We start from the raw sequence: 14,347 nt of genomic DNA on the forward strand, positions 1-14,347 counted from the left end.
GCTCCAGGTGGCCTGCGCCCATCACGTCGTCCCAGTTGGTCAGCACCAGCTTGACGGGGTTGAGCACGGCCATGCCACGGTGGGCCTTCAGCTCCAGGTCTTCGCGCAGGCAGCCTTCCAGTGTGCTGTAGTCGATCCAGCTGTCAGACTTGGTCACGCCGATGCGTTCGGCAAAGGTCTGGATGGAGGCGGGCGTGTAGCCGCGACGGCGCAGGCCCACGATGGTGGGCATGCGGGGGTCGTCCCAGCCGCTGACTTTGTGGTCGTACACCAGTTGCGCGAGCTTGCGTTTGCTGGTAATGACGTAGGTGAGGTTCAGGCGCGCAAATTCGTACTGGCGGGGGGGCGGGCTTGCCAGCAGGCCGCCGATCACGCGACCATCGGGAAGTGTGACCACTTCCGTCAAGCGCTCCAGCAGCCAGTCGTAGAAGGGGCGCTGGTCTTCAAACTCCAGCGTGCACAGGCTGTGGGTGATTTGTTCTAGCGCGTCTTCGATGGGGTGCGCAAAGGTGTACATGGGGTAGATGCACCATGTGTCGCCAGTGTTGTGGTGCGTGGCGCGGCGGATGCGGTAGATGGCCGGGTCGCGCATGTTGATGTTGGGGCTGGCCATGTCGATCTTGGCGCGCAGCACCATCGATCCATCTTCATGCTGGCCGTCGCGCATTTCGCGGAACTTGGCCAGGTTTTCGGCAGGTGTGCGGCTGCGGAAGGGGCTGTCCACGCCGGGCTTACTGAAGTCGCCCCGGTTGATGCGGATCTGCTCTACCGTTTGCTCGTCCACGTAGGCGTGGCCGGCTTCGATCAGGTATTCGGCCGCGCGGTACATGAAGTCGAAGTAGTCGCTGGCCTGGTACAGGTTGCTTTCGCCGCTGTTGTTCCAGCTAAAGCCCAGCCACTGCACCGAGTCTTTGATGCTGTTGACGTATTCGGTGTCTTCTTTTTCGGGGTTGGTGTCGTCAAAGCGCAGGTGGCACACGCCGCCGTAGTCGCGTGCCAGGCCAAAGTTGATGCAGATGCTTTTGGCATGGCCCACGTGCAGGTAGCCGTTGGGCTCGGGCGGGAAGCGGGTGCGGATCTTGGCGGGGTCGGGCTGGCCTGCGGCGTGGTGGGCGGCGTCGCCGGGGGTGCCTGCCCAGTGGCGGGTGGCGTAGGTGCCTTTTTGCAAGTCGTTTTCGATGACTTGGCGCAAAAAGTTGCTGGGCTTGACGGCTTCGGGGGCCGCGGCGGGGGCGTTGGCGGCTGTGTTGGCGGGGGAGGGGGTGCTCATCCGGTCATTTTAGGCGGCTGTTTCGTGATGCTTTACGCAGAGAAACAAGTGCGTGTACGTCCAGACACAACGTAAAGACAGTTTTATGCCATCCTTTTAGCTACTTGGTGCGTTATGTACCGGTGAGGTAAGTCCATTTGGCTGGCTGCCCTCGCTCAAACAGGAGATTTCCATGACGAAAACCCGTTCTATCTATGCCATGGCCGCTGCAGCTGGCGTGGCGCTGGCATTGCTGGCCGGTGCAGGGTCCGCCCAGGCCCGTGACGTTAACTGGTCGATTGGCGTTGGCGTACCCGGTGTAGTGATTGGTGCCAGCAATGGTGGTTATTACGCGCCCGCCCCGGTGTATGTGGCTCCCCGTCCCATCTATCACGCCCCGCCGCCACCGGTGTACTACGCGCCACCCCGGCCTGTGTACTACACCCCCCCAGCGGCGTACTACGCACCGCCTCCCGTGGTGTATTACGGCCATGGGTATCGCGGCCACCGCCATGACAGGCATGACCGTCATAACCGGTACGACCGCCATGATCGTCATGACCGCCACGACGGCCGTGGGCACGACCGCTACGGTTACCGTTGATGATTGGCTAGCTGGATAGCCAAGTAGTTTTTTCACTAACCTCTTGGGCGCGAAGTCGCGCTCACAGGCAGCTTCCTGCGAGGGCTGTCTTTTATAGCGGCCCTTCGGGGCCGCTTTTCTTTGGCGGGGGGGCTTTGGGCAGCTGCACAGGGGCGCCGCATAATCGCGCACTCTGGCCTGCCAGTGTGGCAGGCGCAACGTCCTCCGGAGTGCCGAATGTCCGCCAAGAAAACCGTCTTTGTTTTGAATGGCCCCAACCTGAACCTGCTGGGCACACGCGAGCCCGCCGTGTATGGCGCGGCCACGCTGGCCGACGTCGAGAAGCTGTGCGTGGATGCGTGCGAGCGCCATGGGTTTGCACTGCGGTTTCACCAAAGCAACCACGAAGGCGCGCTGGTGGACTGGATTCATGAGGCGGGCCGCCTGCACGCAGCGGGCGAGCTGGCGGGCGTGGTCATCAACGCTGGGGCCTACACCCACACCAGCATTGCGCTGCACGACGCCACCAAGGGCACAGGCATTACGTTGATCGAGCTGCACATCAGCAATGTGCATGCACGCGAGTCGTTCCGCCACCATTCGTACATGGCGGCAGCTGCCAAGGCGGTGATGTGCGGCTTTGGCGTGCTGGGCTATGGCTTGGCGATTGACGGCCTGGCCCAGTTGCTGGCCCAGCAGCCTGCGGCCTGACGCCGAACAGGTAAGGGGGTAGATAGATATATGAATCCCCCATTGCCCCTGCAGGTGTCTGAGGACGAGGTAGAGATCACGGCCATGCGCGCGCAGGGCGCGGGCGGGCAGAACGTCAACAAGGTATCGAGCGCGGTGCACCTGCGTTTTGACGTGATGGCATCGTCGCTGCCTGTGGACGTGAAAGAGCGCCTGCTGTGCCTGCGCGATTCGCGCATCACGCAAGACGGGGTCGTGGTCATCAAGGCCCAGCAGTACCGCAGCCAGGACCAGAACCGCACCGATGCGCTGGAACGCCTGAATGCGCTGGTCAACACCGTGGCAGTGCCGCCCCGCGTACGCCGCGCCACCAAGCCCACCTATGGGTCTAAACAGCGGCGGCTGGAGGGAAAAACCCAGCGCAGCGAGACCAAAGCGCTGCGGGGCAGGGTGCGCGACGGGTCCTGATGGAGTGTTGAACTCCCGCCTGTAGCACCACTGCCAAAGGCGCATTGGCATCATCGGTAGAACAATCTGTCTGCCCCGCAGGGCTTGGTATCGGGGGCCATCGGTCCTACATTCATTGCATCCACGAATGGAACTGCCATGCCTGCCTCTGCCCAAGCCCCTGTTGCCACCCCCGCTGCCATTCCTGCGCTGTTCGTCTCGCACGGCGCGCCACTGTTCGCCATTGATGCGGGCACGACCGGCCCGGCGCTCACGCAGTGGGGCCAGAGCCTGAAGGCGCAGTACCCCGGCTTGCGCGGCGTGGTCGTCATGTCGCCGCATTGGATGGCGCGGTCCCCACTGGTAATGACCGGGCCGCAGCCTGCCACCTGGCATGACTTTGGCGGGTTTCCCCCGGCGCTGTACCAGTTGCAATACCCGGCCCTCGGCTCGCCCGCATTGGCGCAAGAGGTGCTGGGCTTGTTGCAAGCGGCCGGTGTGGCCGCGCAAGGTGATGCGGCCCGCCCCTTTGACCATGGCACCTGGGTGCCGCTGATGCATTTGTTCCCTGAGGCCGATGTGCCTGTGGTGCAGGTGGCCCTGCCCGCAGGCGCTGGCCCGGCCGAGGTGTACGCGTTGGGCGCCGCGTTGCGCAGCCTGCGTAGCCAGAACGTGCTGGTGGTGGGCTCAGGCAGCATGACGCACAACCTGGCCGAGTTTTTTGGCGGCGAGCGCGAGCCCGCGCCGTATGTGCTGGAGTTCAGCCGCTGGATCGAATCTGCACTGGCCCGTGGCGACATGGCGGCGTTGCTGAACTACCGAAGCCAGTCGCCGCATGCCAGCCGCGCGCACCCGACCGAAGACCACTTCTTGCCCATCTTCTTTGCGCTGGGCGCGGCGGGCGACGACCTGCACGCAAACTACTTGAGCCGCGAGGTGATGTACAGCATGCTGTCGATGGATGCGTTTGCACTCGAACCGGTGCATTGACGCCCGGACTTCACGATTTTTAGTAAAAACTGCCGCTAGCGCTTATCTATGCTCACTTTACCGCTCACATTTTTGCAGCGCCCCGCTGCCTCCAACACGCCCCGCCCTTGGCTGCTGGTGCTGATGCACGGCGTGGGCAGCAACGAGCAGGACTTGTTCAGCCTGGCATCGCAGATCCCGGAGCGCTTTCATGTGCTGAGCCTGCGCGCGCCGTTTCGGATGGGGCCGGGCTCGCATGCGTGGTTTGATTTTTCCATCGAGCCCGGTGGCGAGCGCACCATCAACGAGGAGCAAGAGGCACAAAGCCGCGCCCTGGTCGCCCAGGCGGTGGAGTCTGCGGCCGAGCAACTGGGCATTCCGCCCGAGCGCGTGGTGGTGGGCGGCTTCAGCCAGGGCGGCATCATGGCGCTGTCGCTGCTGCTGACAAAGCCCGCGCTGATGCAGGCGGCCATGGTGTGGCACAGCCGCCTGTTGCAACAGGTGCTGCCCTTGAGCGCGCCTGCCGACGCGATGCGTGGTAAACAGCTGTGGCTGAGCCACGGCACCCACGACAACGTGATCCCGCTGGCCCACGCACAGGCCATTGCGCACCACATGGCGCCGTTGCCAGTGACAGTGACGTACCGCGAGTTCCCCAGCGCGCACGAGATCCGGCCGTCTGAACTGGCGGCGACCGTGGCGTGGCTGGAGTCGCTGTCCACCAAACCGGCAGCGTTCTAATCGCTCGGACCACAGCACAGAAAAACACATCACAGCGCGTCGTCTACATCGCGTTACCTGAGCGTCACGGCGCAGGTCTCCAATCAGGCACATCCCCCGATGTGGGATTGACATGGAACGCCCCGCGCCGCATCTGCTCGGACAGGGTTGTTCCCGTCTTGAAGGAGACCCGATGCCCGATCAAGAAGCCGCCGAGTTCCGCCCCGCGCCACCGCGCACATCCTCCACCCCCTGGGTTATTGCCGCCGTGCTGGCTTGCGCGGTAGCCGCTGGAGCCGCTTGGTGGGTATGGCTGCGCCCGGTGGAGGCTCCTTTGGCGCCGCCCCCCGTGACTGCCGCACCTGAAGCGCCCGCGGCCCCGCCGGCCATGCCCGGAGCGTCTGGTCCCCAGAACCCCGTGGATGCACTGGCCCCGGCAGACGCGGCCTTGCCCGCGCTGACTGAGTCCGACAAGCGGGTGACAGAGCTTCTGACCGAATTGCTGGGCAGCGACAAGGTCGCATCCTTCTTGTTGACCGAAGGTTTTGTGCGCCGCGTGGTCGCCACCGTAGACAACCTGGGTCGCGCCCAGGCCCCGTCCCGCATGTGGCCCGTGCAGCCCATGCCGCAGCGGTTTGCGGTGGACGGCGAGGGCGATGCCCCTACCACCGTTGCCGCCACCAATGCCGCCCGCTACAGCGCGTTTTTGAACTTTGCTGAAGCCGTGCCGCTGCAACCCGCCGTGGCCTTGTATGCACGGTTGTACCCGCTGTTTCAGCAGGCATATGAAGAGCTGGGCTACCCCCAACGCTACTTCAACGACCGCCTGGTGGCCGTGCTGGACCACCTGCTGCTGGCACCCGAGCCCCAGGGCCCGCTGCGCGTCAAGCTCACGCCGGTGAACACCGACGTGCCCAACCTGCGCCCTTGGGTGCGGTATGAGTTTGTGGACCCGGCACTCGAATCGCTCACCAGCGGGCAGAAGATTCTGGTGCGGATGGGGCCTGCGAACCAAGCGCGCGCGAAAGCGCTGATCCGCGATTTGCGCAAGCGCGTGGCAACCAGCGAGTTGCAGCTCCCCCAGCGGTGAAGGATGTGAGCGGCTGCTGCGCGCTGGCTACAGCGGCAGTGCCATGGTGCGCTTGACCTCCTTGAGCGAGAAGCTGGTCGAGATCTCGCGCACACCCGGCAGGCTGCGCACATGGGTGCGCACATAGTCGGCAAACGATTCCAGGTCGGTGGCCACCACCTCCAGCTGGTAGTCATACCGGCCCGAGAGGTTGTGGCACGACAGCACCTGGGGCATGGCCATGACCTCGCGCTCCAGGGCCGAGGTGGTATCCGCCGTGTGGTCGTGCAATGCCAGCTGCACAAAGCCCAGCACGCCCCAGCCCACGCGCTGGCGGTGCAGATGGGCGTGGTAACCCGCAATGACGCCCGCATCCTCCAGCGCGCGCACGCGCCGCCAGCATGGCGAGGTGGACAACGAAACTGCCTCAGCCAGATCGCCCACGGTGGCGCGGCCGTCACGTTGCAGAGCGTTGAGGATCGTGCGGTCCACGGGGTCTAGCGGATGAGGGTGCATGGCAGTGTGTCCTGCTAACTGGGTAATTTGAGGCAAATTTTGCCTTCTTTGATCGTATGGAGGGAAAATAAGGCGAAAACTTACCCGTTGATGGGTTGAAGAATCTCCCTATTCCAAGGAGACCACCATGACCCGCACATCCACCACCGGCTTCAGCACCCGCGCCATCCACCACGGCTACAACCCGGCCGACCACCAGGGCGCGCTGGTGCCGCCTATCCACACCTCCGCTACCTTTGCGTTCCCTGATGTGGCGTATGGCGCGCGCTGCTTTGCGGGCGAGGAGCCCGGCTACTTTTACACCCGCATCGCCAACCCCACGCTGGCGCTGCTGGAGGGGCGCCTGGCCAGCTTGGAGCAAGGCGCAGGCGCCGTGGTGTTCGGCTCGGGCATGGGGGCCATCACGGCCACGCTGTGGTCCATGCTGGAGCCCGGCGACGAGATACTGGCCGACCTCACGCTGTACGGCTGCACCTTCTCGTTTTTGCACCACGGCCTGGGCCGCTTTGGCGTGAACGTGCGCCATGTGGACATGACCGACCCCGCCAACGTGGCCGCGGCGCTGAGCGAGAAGACGCGCGTGGTCTACCTGGAAACCCCGGCCAACCCCAACATGCGCCTGGTGGACATTGCTGCTGTGTCGGCCCTGGCCCGCGCCCAGGGCGCCAAGGTGGTGGTAGACAACACCTACTGCACGCCCTACCTGCAGCAGCCGCTGCTGCTGGGTGCAGATGTGAGCGTGCATTCCATGACGAAGTACCTGGGTGGCCATGGCGACCTGACCGCCGGTGCTGCCGTGTTTGCCGATGCCGCATTGGCCCATCACGTGCGCCTGTATGGCCTGAAGGACATGACGGGCGCCGTGATGTCTGCGCACGACGCGCACCTTGTGATGCGCGGCCTCAAGACGCTGGCGCTGCGCATGGACCGCCACTGCCAGAGCGCGCAGAAGGTGGCTGAGTTCATCGCTGCCCACCCGGCGGCTGCAGCCGTGCACTACCCCGGCCTGCCCAGCTTTGCGCAGCACGCGCTGGCAAAGCAGCAGATGCGCCAGATGGGCGGGATGATTGCTTTTGAGCTGCGTGGTGGCCTGCAGGCGGGTGTGCGCTTTATGGATGCGCTGCAGCTTGTGACCCGTGCGGTGAGCCTGGGCGATGCCGAGACACTGGCCCAGCACCCGGCCAGCATGACGCATTCCACCTACACGCCCGAGCAGCGTGCCGCCCACGGCATTGCCGAAGGGCTGGTGCGCCTGTCGGTCGGCCTGGAAGACCTGGATGACCTGCTGGCCGATATTGGCCAGGCACTGGACCTGGTGCAGGCGTTGGATTTCAAGGCCGAGTCCGCTACGGCGAAGGATGCGGCAGCGGCAGCGCTGTCTTGTAACGCACTTGCTTGAGCGCGAAGCTGGAGCGGATCTTTTCGAGCCCCGGAATGGGTGAAAGCTGCTCCAGGATGAATCGCTCCAGCGCCGCAATGTCGGGCAGCGCCACGCGGATAAGGTAGTCCGAGTCACCGCTCATCAGGTAGCACTCCATCACCTCATCGTGCTCGGCAATGCGCTGTTCAAAGTCGGCCAGCGCTTCCTTGCTTTGTGTCTTCAGGCTTATGCTGATGAACACGTTCAGCCCCAGCCCGAGCGCCGCCGCATTGGCCAGCGCCACATAGCGGGCGATGACGCCCGCAGCCTCCAGCGCCTTCACCCGCGCCAGGCAGGGCGACGGAGACAGGTGCACGCGCCGTGCCAGCTCCACGTTGGAGAGCGAGCCATCGGCCTGCAGTTCAGCCAGGATGCGCAGATCGGTAGTGTCGAGCTTCATGTGCTGCAAAAGTTTTATGTGGCAGCATATTGTGCTGCTGTGCGGACTTGAAGTTTGTGATTCGGCATCACATTTTTTGCAATTCCTTCTAGAGTGTGCTTCCATGAACGCCCCTTTGCCATCCCACCTGCTCCACCCCCAGGACACCCTGGCCGACATCGACCCCCAGGAAACCGCCGAATGGCGCGATGCTTTTTTGGCGCTGGTCGCCACCCAAGGCCCCGAGCGCGCGCGGCACATGCTGCAGGAGCTGGTGCGCATGGCGCGTGCCCAGCGCATTGGCTGGCAGCCTGATCTGAACACGCCGTATGTGAACACGGTGGCCGTGCAAGACCAGCCGGTGTTCCCCGGCGACCTGGCGGTGGAAGAGCGCGTGGCCTCCATCGTGCGCTGGAACGCGCTGGCCATGGTGGTGCGCGCCAACCAGGCGTATGGTGAGCTTGGCGGCCACATCGCCAGCTATGCCAGCGCGGCCGATCTGTTTGAGAGTGGCTTCAATCATTTCTTCCGCGCCCGTGAAGGCGTGGGCGAGGGCCAGCACCGGGGCGACCTGGTGTTCTTCCAACCCCACAGCGCGCCGGGCGTGTATGCACGCGCGTTCCTCGAAGGGCGCTTGTCCGAAAAAGATCTCATGCACTACCGCCAGGAGCTGACGGCACCGGCTGAAGGCGCACAGGGCCTGTCCAGCTACCCGCACCCGTGGCTGATGCCGGACTTCTGGCAGTTCCCCACCGGGTCGATGGGCATCGGCCCCATCAGCAGCATCTACCACGCGCGTTTCATGCGCTACCTCACGCACCGCAACCTGCTCGATTGCAGCCAACGCAAGGTGTGGGGCGTGTTCGGCGATGGCGAGATGGACGAGCCCGAGAGCATGAGCGCGTTGACCCTGGCTGCGCGCGAGGGTCTGGACAACCTCGTCTGGGTGGTCAACTGCAACCTGCAGCGCCTGGACGGCCCGGTGCGCGGCAACGGCCGCATCATCGACGAGCTGGAGCGCCTATTTGCTGGCGCGGGCTGGAACGTGGTCAAGCTGGTGTGGGGCAGCGACTGGGACGGCCTGTTCGCCCGCGACCTGACTGGAGCCTTGGTGCGCACACTGGAGGGCACCGTTGATGGGCAGATGCAGACCTTTGCCGCCAAGGACGGTCGTTTCAACCGCGACAACTTCTTCGGCCAGAACCCCGAGCTTGCGGCGCTGGCCCAGGGCATGACGGACGAGCAGATTGATCGCTTGAAGCGCGGCGGGCACGACCTGGTGAAGATCCACGCCGCCTACGCTGCGGCCAGCGCGCACAAGGGCCAGCCCACCGTGATCCTGGCCCACACCAAAAAGGGCTACGGCATGGGCACGGCTGGCCAGGGCAAGATGACGACGCACAGCCAGAAGAAGCTGGACGAGACTGACCTCATCGAATTTCGCAACCGCTTTAACCTGCCGTTGTCGGACGAGCAGGCCACGAGCCTGGCTTTCTTCAAGCCCGCCGAAGACAGCCCCGAGATGCGCTACCTGCGCAGCCACCGCGACGCGCTGGGCGGCTACCTGCCGCGCCGCGAAACAGCCTGTGAAGTGCTACCCGTGCCTGCCATCGAAAGCTACGCGCAGTTCGCGCTGCAGGCCGACGGCAAGGAGATGAGCACCACCATGGCCTTTGTGCGCATGCTGGGCACGCTGCTGAAGGATGCCAACTTGGGCCCGCGCATCGTGCCCATCGTGGCCGACGAGGCGCGCACCTTTGGCATGGCCAACCTGTTCAAACAGGTCGGCATCTACAGCAGCGTGGGCCAGCGGTACGCGCCCGAGGACATCGGCTCGGTGCTGAGCTACCGCGAGGCGCTGGACGGCCAGATTCTGGAAGAAGGCATCAGCGAGGCCGGCGCCATCGCCAGCTGGACGGCGGCGGCCACCAGCTACAGCGTGCACGGCCTGGCCATGCTGCCCTTCTACATCTACTACTCGATGTTCGGCTTCCAGCGCGTGGGCGACGCCATCTGGGCCGCTGCCGACCAGCGTGCGCGCGGCTTCTTGCTGGGGGCTACGTCGGGCCGCACCACGCTCGGCGGCGAAGGCCTGCAGCACCAGGATGGCTCCAGCCACCTGGTAGCAGCCACCATCCCCAACTGCAAAGCCTACGACCCGGCCTATGCGGGCGAGATGGCCGTCATCATCGACGCGGGTATGCGCGAGATGGTGACCGAACAGCGCGACGTTTTTTATTACGTGACGCTGATGAACGAGAACTACGCGCAGCCTGGTCTGCCCGCCGGTGCTGCAGAAGGCGTGCTGCGCGGGTGCTATGTTTTTAATAGCTATCAGCGCTTGATTGATAAGCGCGAGAGCCCGATTTCATCTAAATCTGTCACCTTGATGGGCTCTGGCGCCATCCTGACCGAGGTGGTCAAGGCGGCCGAGTTGCTGGCTGCCGAAGGCGTGGAGGTGAACGTGCTCAGCGTGACCAGCTGGAGCGAACTGGCCCGCGACGGCGTGGCATGCGAGCAGCGTTGGTTGGCCGGCGAATCTGCGCCTGCACCCGCATGGCTGATGCAGCAACTTGCCATGACGCGCGGCCCGGTGATTGCCGCCACCGACTACGTGCGCGCCGTTCCTGAGACTGTGCGGGCGTTCATCCCTGAAGGCCGTAAGTTTGTGACCCTGGGCACAGATGGATTTGGCCGCAGTGACACACGCGCAGCGCTTCGGGAGTTTTTTGGGGTGGATGCCGCCAGCGTAGTGCGCGCTGCGCGCCGCGCGCTGGCCGCTGGCTGACGACCACGGGTGCCGTGTGGGCGCTTGCTGTCGTTGCGCCAATGCACCAATTCTTAATTGCGTAAATGCGTGAATGCCCCATGGGAGTGGGGTGGGTGAATGCCGTTGCCCAATTCGATGTTGGCTTCCTACAATGGCCCAACAACCGCGAGAGAGCGCCATGACACACGTCACCTGGGACAACGACTCACCGAGCACCTGGACAGCAACGATGGACGGGCAAGCACTTTGCTCCATCAAGCGCAAAGACATTGGAGGGTGGACCGCCGCCTGGGCAGACGAGCGCCTGTGGCCGGCGCCGCCGCATCTGCCCAAGGCCATGCCCCAACCCACACGGTTTTTCAGCAGTCTGGACGAGGCCAAGCTGGCGGTCGAGCAGGCGCTGTCTGCGTGAACCCTTGCCGGGCGTGAATCCCTTCAGGTTTCAGTCCTGGTTCTGGGGTGTCTGATTTGCTTCTGTTTTCGTAGCATTGAGCGCAATACCATCAAGCGCCAGGGTCAGAATTGAATCAAAAATTCTGCCCCGCAAACCGCTATCATCCCGCCAGCAAAGCGCAAAACCGAGCCAGGTCCACATTGCCGCCGCTGATGAGCACGCCCACGCGCTGGCCCTTGAGTTCGCTCTGCATGGCCCTCGCTGCTGCAAAACCCAGGCAGCCGGTGGGCTCCACCACCAGCTTCATGCGCTCGGCAAAAAAGCGCATGGCATCCACCAATTGCTCGTCCGTCACAGTGAGGATGTCGTCCACGTCGCGGCGGATGATAGGGAAGGTGATGTTGCCCAGATGCTGCGTCTGCGCGCCGTCGGCAATCGTCTGCGGGGTGTCGATGTGCACGATGGCGCCGCTGCGAAACGACTGCTGACCGTCGTTGCCCGCTGCGGGCTCTACGCCGTAGAGCTTGGTCTTGGGCGACAGTGCACGCGTGGCTAGCGCCGAGCCCGACAGCAGGCCGCCGCCGCCCAGGCATACAAAGAACGCATCGAGCGGACCTACCTCTTCAAACAGCTCCTTGGCGGCGGTGCCCTGGCCCGCCAGAACGTCGGCATGGTCGTAGGGCGGTATCAAGGTCAGGCCGTTGCGCTCGGCCAGGTCGCGGGTGATCTGCTCGCGGTCTTGGGTGTAGCGGTCGTAGAACACCACGGTGGCGCCGTAGCCCTGCGTGGCGGCGACCTTGGCAGAAGGCGCGTCCTGCGGCATCACGATGGTGGCGGGGATGCCCAGCTCGCGCGCGGCCAGCGCAATGCCCTGCGCATGGTTGCCAGACGAGAACGCGATCACGCCCGCTTTGCGCTGGGCTGCGTCGAACCGGGCCAGTGCGTTGAACGCGCCACGAAACTTGAAAGCGCCCATGCGCTGCAGGTTCTCGCATTTAAAGAACACCTGCGCTCCAAATTCTTCGTCGATGGTGCGCGAGGTGATAACGGGTGTGCGGTGGGCGTGGCCCGCTATGCGGCCGGCAGCGGCCACAACGTCGTCGTAGGTGGGAAGGGCGGGGGGTGTAGTGATCATGCGGGGAGTCCTGGGGGTGGCAAGCCGCCCATTATCAAAGTCTGCCGCCTGCCCGTGTGCTTGGGCACTGCTGGATGGGTATCTCAGGCAAGCCTTGGGGGCTGGGCTGCCACTTCCGGACGCCTGAAGAACGCATCCAGCACCGGTACCAGCGTCGGGAACTCCTGCGCAAACCGCGCACGGTTCACAAAATAGGCCTCGCACGCCACCGCAAAAAACTCGGACTGCGACGTGGCGCCATAGGCGTCCAGCCAGGGGCGCTCTGCCCCAAAGCGGTCGGCCAGGATGACGCGTTCGCGGAACTGCTCGTACGCGGGCTCCCAGGCCGCCCACCACGCGCCATAGGCCGCACGGCCGCTGCGGGTGCCCATGAAGCCTGCGGGCAAGGGTGGGCAGCCGTTGGGTTGGCCGCTCTTCATATCGAGCTTGTGCACAAACTCGTGCACCACCACGTTATGGCCGCGCGCGGTGTTTTCTGCTGCATTGGCCACGTGTTGCCAGCTGAGCATGATGGGCCCGCGCTCCATGGCCTCGCCCAGCAGCACCTGGGTGTGTTCATGCACCACGCCCGCTTCGTCTACCGTATTGCGGCGGGCCACGGCCTCGCCCGCGTGCAGCACGATGCCCACAAAATCGTCATACCAGCCGAGCGCCTTGGCGGGGTCGCCCCAGTGCAACAGGGGCAGGCAGGCCTGTGCCGCAATGTCGATGGCCATGGCGTCGGTCACCTCCAGGCCATGGGCGCCGTGGAACTCCTTGTCATGCAGGAACAGGGCGCTCAAGGCGCGCAGCTTGGCCTGGTCGTGCAGCGACAGGGCTGCTAGAAAGGGGTAGCGCTGCAAGGTCTGCACCCACAGCGTGGCCGAGATGTCGGGCACAGGGGCCACGGTGGCGCGGACGCGGCTCCAGAGCCGGTTGAAAAGAGGTGGCATGGCGATCAGGCAGCAGGAGGTCAAGCCCCGCGCAGTTCAGGATCGCTCGTACATGGGGGCCAGGGCGATGCGTTCCAACCCCGCGCGGGATAAACGCAGTGTTTCCACGCGGGGGGGTAATGCCGCGGCGTCCCAGTCGCTGAGCACCACGCGACGCAGGCCCGGGGCCAGCGCATGGTCGGCGGGGCGGTGGGTGTGGCCGTGGATGAGCGTGTGGGCATCGGCCGCCTGCAACCATGTGATGGTCGCAGGTCCGTCCACGTCGGCATAGGTGACGCCGGATTGCTTGCGCGCCTCGCTCTCCTGGCGGATTCCGCGTGCCTGCGCGCGGCGGGTAGCCAGCGGCTGCGCCAGAAACTGGGCCTGCCACTCGGCGCTGCGCGCCTGCACCCGAAAGCGCTGGTAATCCACGTCGTCCAGGCACAGCAAGTCGCCATGGCTGAGCACATAGCGCTGGCCGTCAAACACCAGCACGGTGGGGTCTGACAAGCCGGTGATACCGCATTGCGCCAGAAATCCAGTACCCGCGAGAAAGTCGCGGTTGCCGTGCATGAAGTACACCGGCAGGCGCCGTGCCGCCGATTGCAAGTGCGCACAGCCCTGTGCCTCGAAACTGCCGGGCTCTGCCAGTGCATCGTCGCCCACCCATACCTCGAACAGGTCGCCCAGGATGAACAACGCATCTGCTTCAGTGGTGGCCAAGTAGCGCTGAAAGGCGCCAACGGTGGCGGGCTCACTGGCCTGTAGATGCAGGTCTGAAATGAAATCGACCGTGCGCCAGTGCGATGGAGCGACAAGCTCCTCGAACCGGGGCACGGTCGTGGTCACGAACTTTGACGTCAGATCAACGCGAGATCAAAGTGCGATAAGAGTGGGATTAAAGCGCAACAGCCTTCTCGATCACGACGTCTTCCTTTGGCACGTCGTCGTGGAAACCCTTGCGGCCGGTTTTCACGGCCTTGATCTTGTCCACCACATCGGCGCCACCGACCACTTTGCCGAACACGGCGTAACCCCAGCCCTGGGCTGACGGTGCGGTGTGGTTCAGAAAGCCGTTGTCGGCCACGTTGATGA

The 14,347-nt window shown here is 64.5% G+C and carries 16 protein-coding genes; 9 read left to right on the plus strand and 7 right to left on the minus strand.

Annotated elements, in window-relative coordinates; all coding sequences use genetic code 11:
- On the minus strand, positions 1-1,270 hold a 1,270-nt coding region (glnS, locus tag ACK4OE_RS22650; RefSeq protein WP_409888346.1), incomplete at its 3' end, for a glutamine--tRNA ligase.
- Between the two features lie 172 nt (positions 1,271-1,442).
- Here glnS and ACK4OE_RS22655 point away from each other — a divergent pair.
- The 6 genes from ACK4OE_RS22655 (at position 1,443) to ACK4OE_RS22680 (ending at position 5,748) form a co-directional block, all read left to right on the plus strand.
- Positions 1,443-1,853 (plus strand): hypothetical protein, encoded by a 411-nt coding sequence (locus ACK4OE_RS22655; RefSeq protein WP_409888348.1) that lies wholly within the window; start codon positions 1,443-1,445, stop codon positions 1,851-1,853.
- Between the two features lie 216 nt (positions 1,854-2,069).
- Positions 2,070-2,543, plus strand: coding sequence for a type II 3-dehydroquinate dehydratase (gene aroQ / locus ACK4OE_RS22660; RefSeq protein WP_409888350.1), 474 nt, complete (start codon positions 2,070-2,072; stop codon positions 2,541-2,543).
- Positions 2,544-2,573: 30 nt separating this feature from the next.
- The gene (gene arfB, locus ACK4OE_RS22665) at positions 2,574-2,990 is read left to right on the plus strand and encodes an alternative ribosome rescue aminoacyl-tRNA hydrolase ArfB (protein WP_409888352.1); all 417 of its coding nucleotides are present in this window, start codon (positions 2,574-2,576) and stop codon (positions 2,988-2,990) included.
- A gap of 138 nt (positions 2,991-3,128) precedes the next feature.
- Entirely contained in the window at positions 3,129-3,959 is an 831-nt protein-coding gene (locus ACK4OE_RS22670; protein ID WP_409888354.1) for a DODA-type extradiol aromatic ring-opening family dioxygenase, read from the plus strand.
- A 48-nt stretch (positions 3,960-4,007) separates the two neighbouring features.
- Positions 4,008-4,679, plus strand: coding sequence for an alpha/beta hydrolase (locus ACK4OE_RS22675; protein WP_409888356.1), 672 nt, complete (start codon positions 4,008-4,010; stop codon positions 4,677-4,679).
- Between the two features lie 172 nt (positions 4,680-4,851).
- On the plus strand, positions 4,852-5,748 hold the full coding sequence (locus tag ACK4OE_RS22680; RefSeq protein ID WP_409888358.1) for a DUF3014 domain-containing protein: 897 nt from the start codon (positions 4,852-4,854) through the stop codon (positions 5,746-5,748).
- A gap of 27 nt (positions 5,749-5,775) precedes the next feature.
- On the opposite strand, the gene ACK4OE_RS22685 is transcribed toward ACK4OE_RS22680, so the two are convergent.
- Positions 5,776-6,243: an Lrp/AsnC family transcriptional regulator gene (locus ACK4OE_RS22685; protein WP_409888360.1), complete on the minus strand. Its 468-nt coding sequence runs from the start codon at positions 6,241-6,243 to the stop codon at positions 5,776-5,778.
- Between the two features lie 127 nt (positions 6,244-6,370).
- On the opposite strand from ACK4OE_RS22685, the gene ACK4OE_RS22690 reads away from it, so the two are divergent.
- The gene (locus ACK4OE_RS22690; protein WP_409888362.1) at positions 6,371-7,642 is read left to right on the plus strand and encodes a methionine gamma-lyase; all 1,272 of its coding nucleotides are present in this window, start codon (positions 6,371-6,373) and stop codon (positions 7,640-7,642) included.
- Here ACK4OE_RS22690 and ACK4OE_RS22695 read toward each other — a convergent pair.
- Complete coding sequence (locus ACK4OE_RS22695; RefSeq protein WP_409888364.1) at positions 7,590-8,063, minus strand: Lrp/AsnC family transcriptional regulator; 474 nt, start codon at positions 8,061-8,063, stop codon at positions 7,590-7,592. The two genes, ACK4OE_RS22690 and ACK4OE_RS22695, sit on opposite strands and share 53 nt — an antisense overlap.
- Positions 8,064-8,166: 103 nt before the next feature.
- Here ACK4OE_RS22695 and mdeB point away from each other — a divergent pair, with 103 nt between their 5' ends.
- Positions 8,167-10,830 (plus strand): alpha-ketoglutarate dehydrogenase, encoded by a 2,664-nt coding sequence (gene mdeB / locus ACK4OE_RS22700; protein ID WP_409888366.1) that lies wholly within the window; start codon positions 8,167-8,169, stop codon positions 10,828-10,830.
- A 160-nt stretch (positions 10,831-10,990) separates the two neighbouring features.
- A complete protein-coding gene (locus ACK4OE_RS22705; RefSeq protein WP_409888367.1) occupies positions 10,991-11,224 on the plus strand; it encodes a hypothetical protein in 234 nt (77 codons plus the stop codon).
- A gap of 142 nt (positions 11,225-11,366) precedes the next feature.
- Here ACK4OE_RS22705 and ACK4OE_RS22710 read toward each other — a convergent pair whose 3' ends face one another.
- The 4 genes from ACK4OE_RS22710 to ACK4OE_RS22725 all read right to left on the minus strand — a co-directional run.
- Complete coding sequence (locus ACK4OE_RS22710; protein ID WP_409888369.1) at positions 11,367-12,341, minus strand: threo-3-hydroxy-L-aspartate ammonia-lyase; 975 nt, start codon at positions 12,339-12,341, stop codon at positions 11,367-11,369.
- Between the two features lie 83 nt (positions 12,342-12,424).
- Positions 12,425-13,273, minus strand: a complete 849-nt coding sequence (locus ACK4OE_RS22715; RefSeq protein ID WP_409888371.1) for a zinc-dependent peptidase — start codon at positions 13,271-13,273, stop codon at positions 12,425-12,427.
- A gap of 36 nt (positions 13,274-13,309) precedes the next feature.
- Complete coding sequence (locus ACK4OE_RS22720; RefSeq protein WP_409888373.1) at positions 13,310-14,101, minus strand: UDP-2,3-diacylglucosamine diphosphatase; 792 nt, start codon at positions 14,099-14,101, stop codon at positions 13,310-13,312.
- 49 nt (positions 14,102-14,150) lie between these two features.
- Positions 14,151-14,347, minus strand: a 197-nt coding sequence (locus tag ACK4OE_RS22725; RefSeq protein ID WP_409888375.1) for a peptidylprolyl isomerase, incomplete at its 5' end; no start/stop codon positions are given.

Source organism: Acidovorax sp. (assembly GCF_046314175.1).
In the GTDB taxonomy this organism is placed as follows: Bacteria; Pseudomonadota; Gammaproteobacteria; order Burkholderiales; family Burkholderiaceae_C; genus Acidovorax.

What these genes read in the sequence shown, in the direction of transcription:
- ACK4OE_RS22655 (WP_409888348.1), top strand. Translation starts at nt 1,443, where the DNA reads ATGACGAAAACCCGTTCTATCTATGCCATGGCCGCTGCAGCTGGCGTG.
- aroQ (WP_409888350.1), top strand. Translation starts at nt 2,070, where the DNA reads ATGTCCGCCAAGAAAACCGTCTTTGTTTTGAATGGCCCCAACCTGAAC.
- arfB (WP_409888352.1), top strand. Translation starts at nt 2,574, where the DNA reads ATGAATCCCCCATTGCCCCTGCAGGTGTCTGAGGACGAGGTAGAGATC.
- ACK4OE_RS22670 (WP_409888354.1), top strand. Translation starts at nt 3,129, where the DNA reads ATGCCTGCCTCTGCCCAAGCCCCTGTTGCCACCCCCGCTGCCATTCCT.
- ACK4OE_RS22675 (WP_409888356.1), top strand. Translation starts at nt 4,008, where the DNA reads ATGCTCACTTTACCGCTCACATTTTTGCAGCGCCCCGCTGCCTCCAAC.
- ACK4OE_RS22680 (WP_409888358.1), top strand. Translation starts at nt 4,852, where the DNA reads ATGCCCGATCAAGAAGCCGCCGAGTTCCGCCCCGCGCCACCGCGCACA.
- ACK4OE_RS22685 (WP_409888360.1), bottom strand. Translation starts at nt 6,243, where the DNA reads ATGCACCCTCATCCGCTAGACCCCGTGGACCGCACGATCCTCAACGCT.
- ACK4OE_RS22690 (WP_409888362.1), top strand. Translation starts at nt 6,371, where the DNA reads ATGACCCGCACATCCACCACCGGCTTCAGCACCCGCGCCATCCACCAC.
- ACK4OE_RS22695 (WP_409888364.1), bottom strand. Translation starts at nt 8,063, where the DNA reads ATGAAGCTCGACACTACCGATCTGCGCATCCTGGCTGAACTGCAGGCC.
- mdeB (WP_409888366.1), top strand. Translation starts at nt 8,167, where the DNA reads ATGAACGCCCCTTTGCCATCCCACCTGCTCCACCCCCAGGACACCCTG.
- ACK4OE_RS22705 (WP_409888367.1), top strand. Translation starts at nt 10,991, where the DNA reads ATGACACACGTCACCTGGGACAACGACTCACCGAGCACCTGGACAGCA.
- ACK4OE_RS22710 (WP_409888369.1), bottom strand. Translation starts at nt 12,341, where the DNA reads ATGATCACTACACCCCCCGCCCTTCCCACCTACGACGACGTTGTGGCC.
- ACK4OE_RS22715 (WP_409888371.1), bottom strand. Translation starts at nt 13,273, where the DNA reads ATGCCACCTCTTTTCAACCGGCTCTGGAGCCGCGTCCGCGCCACCGTG.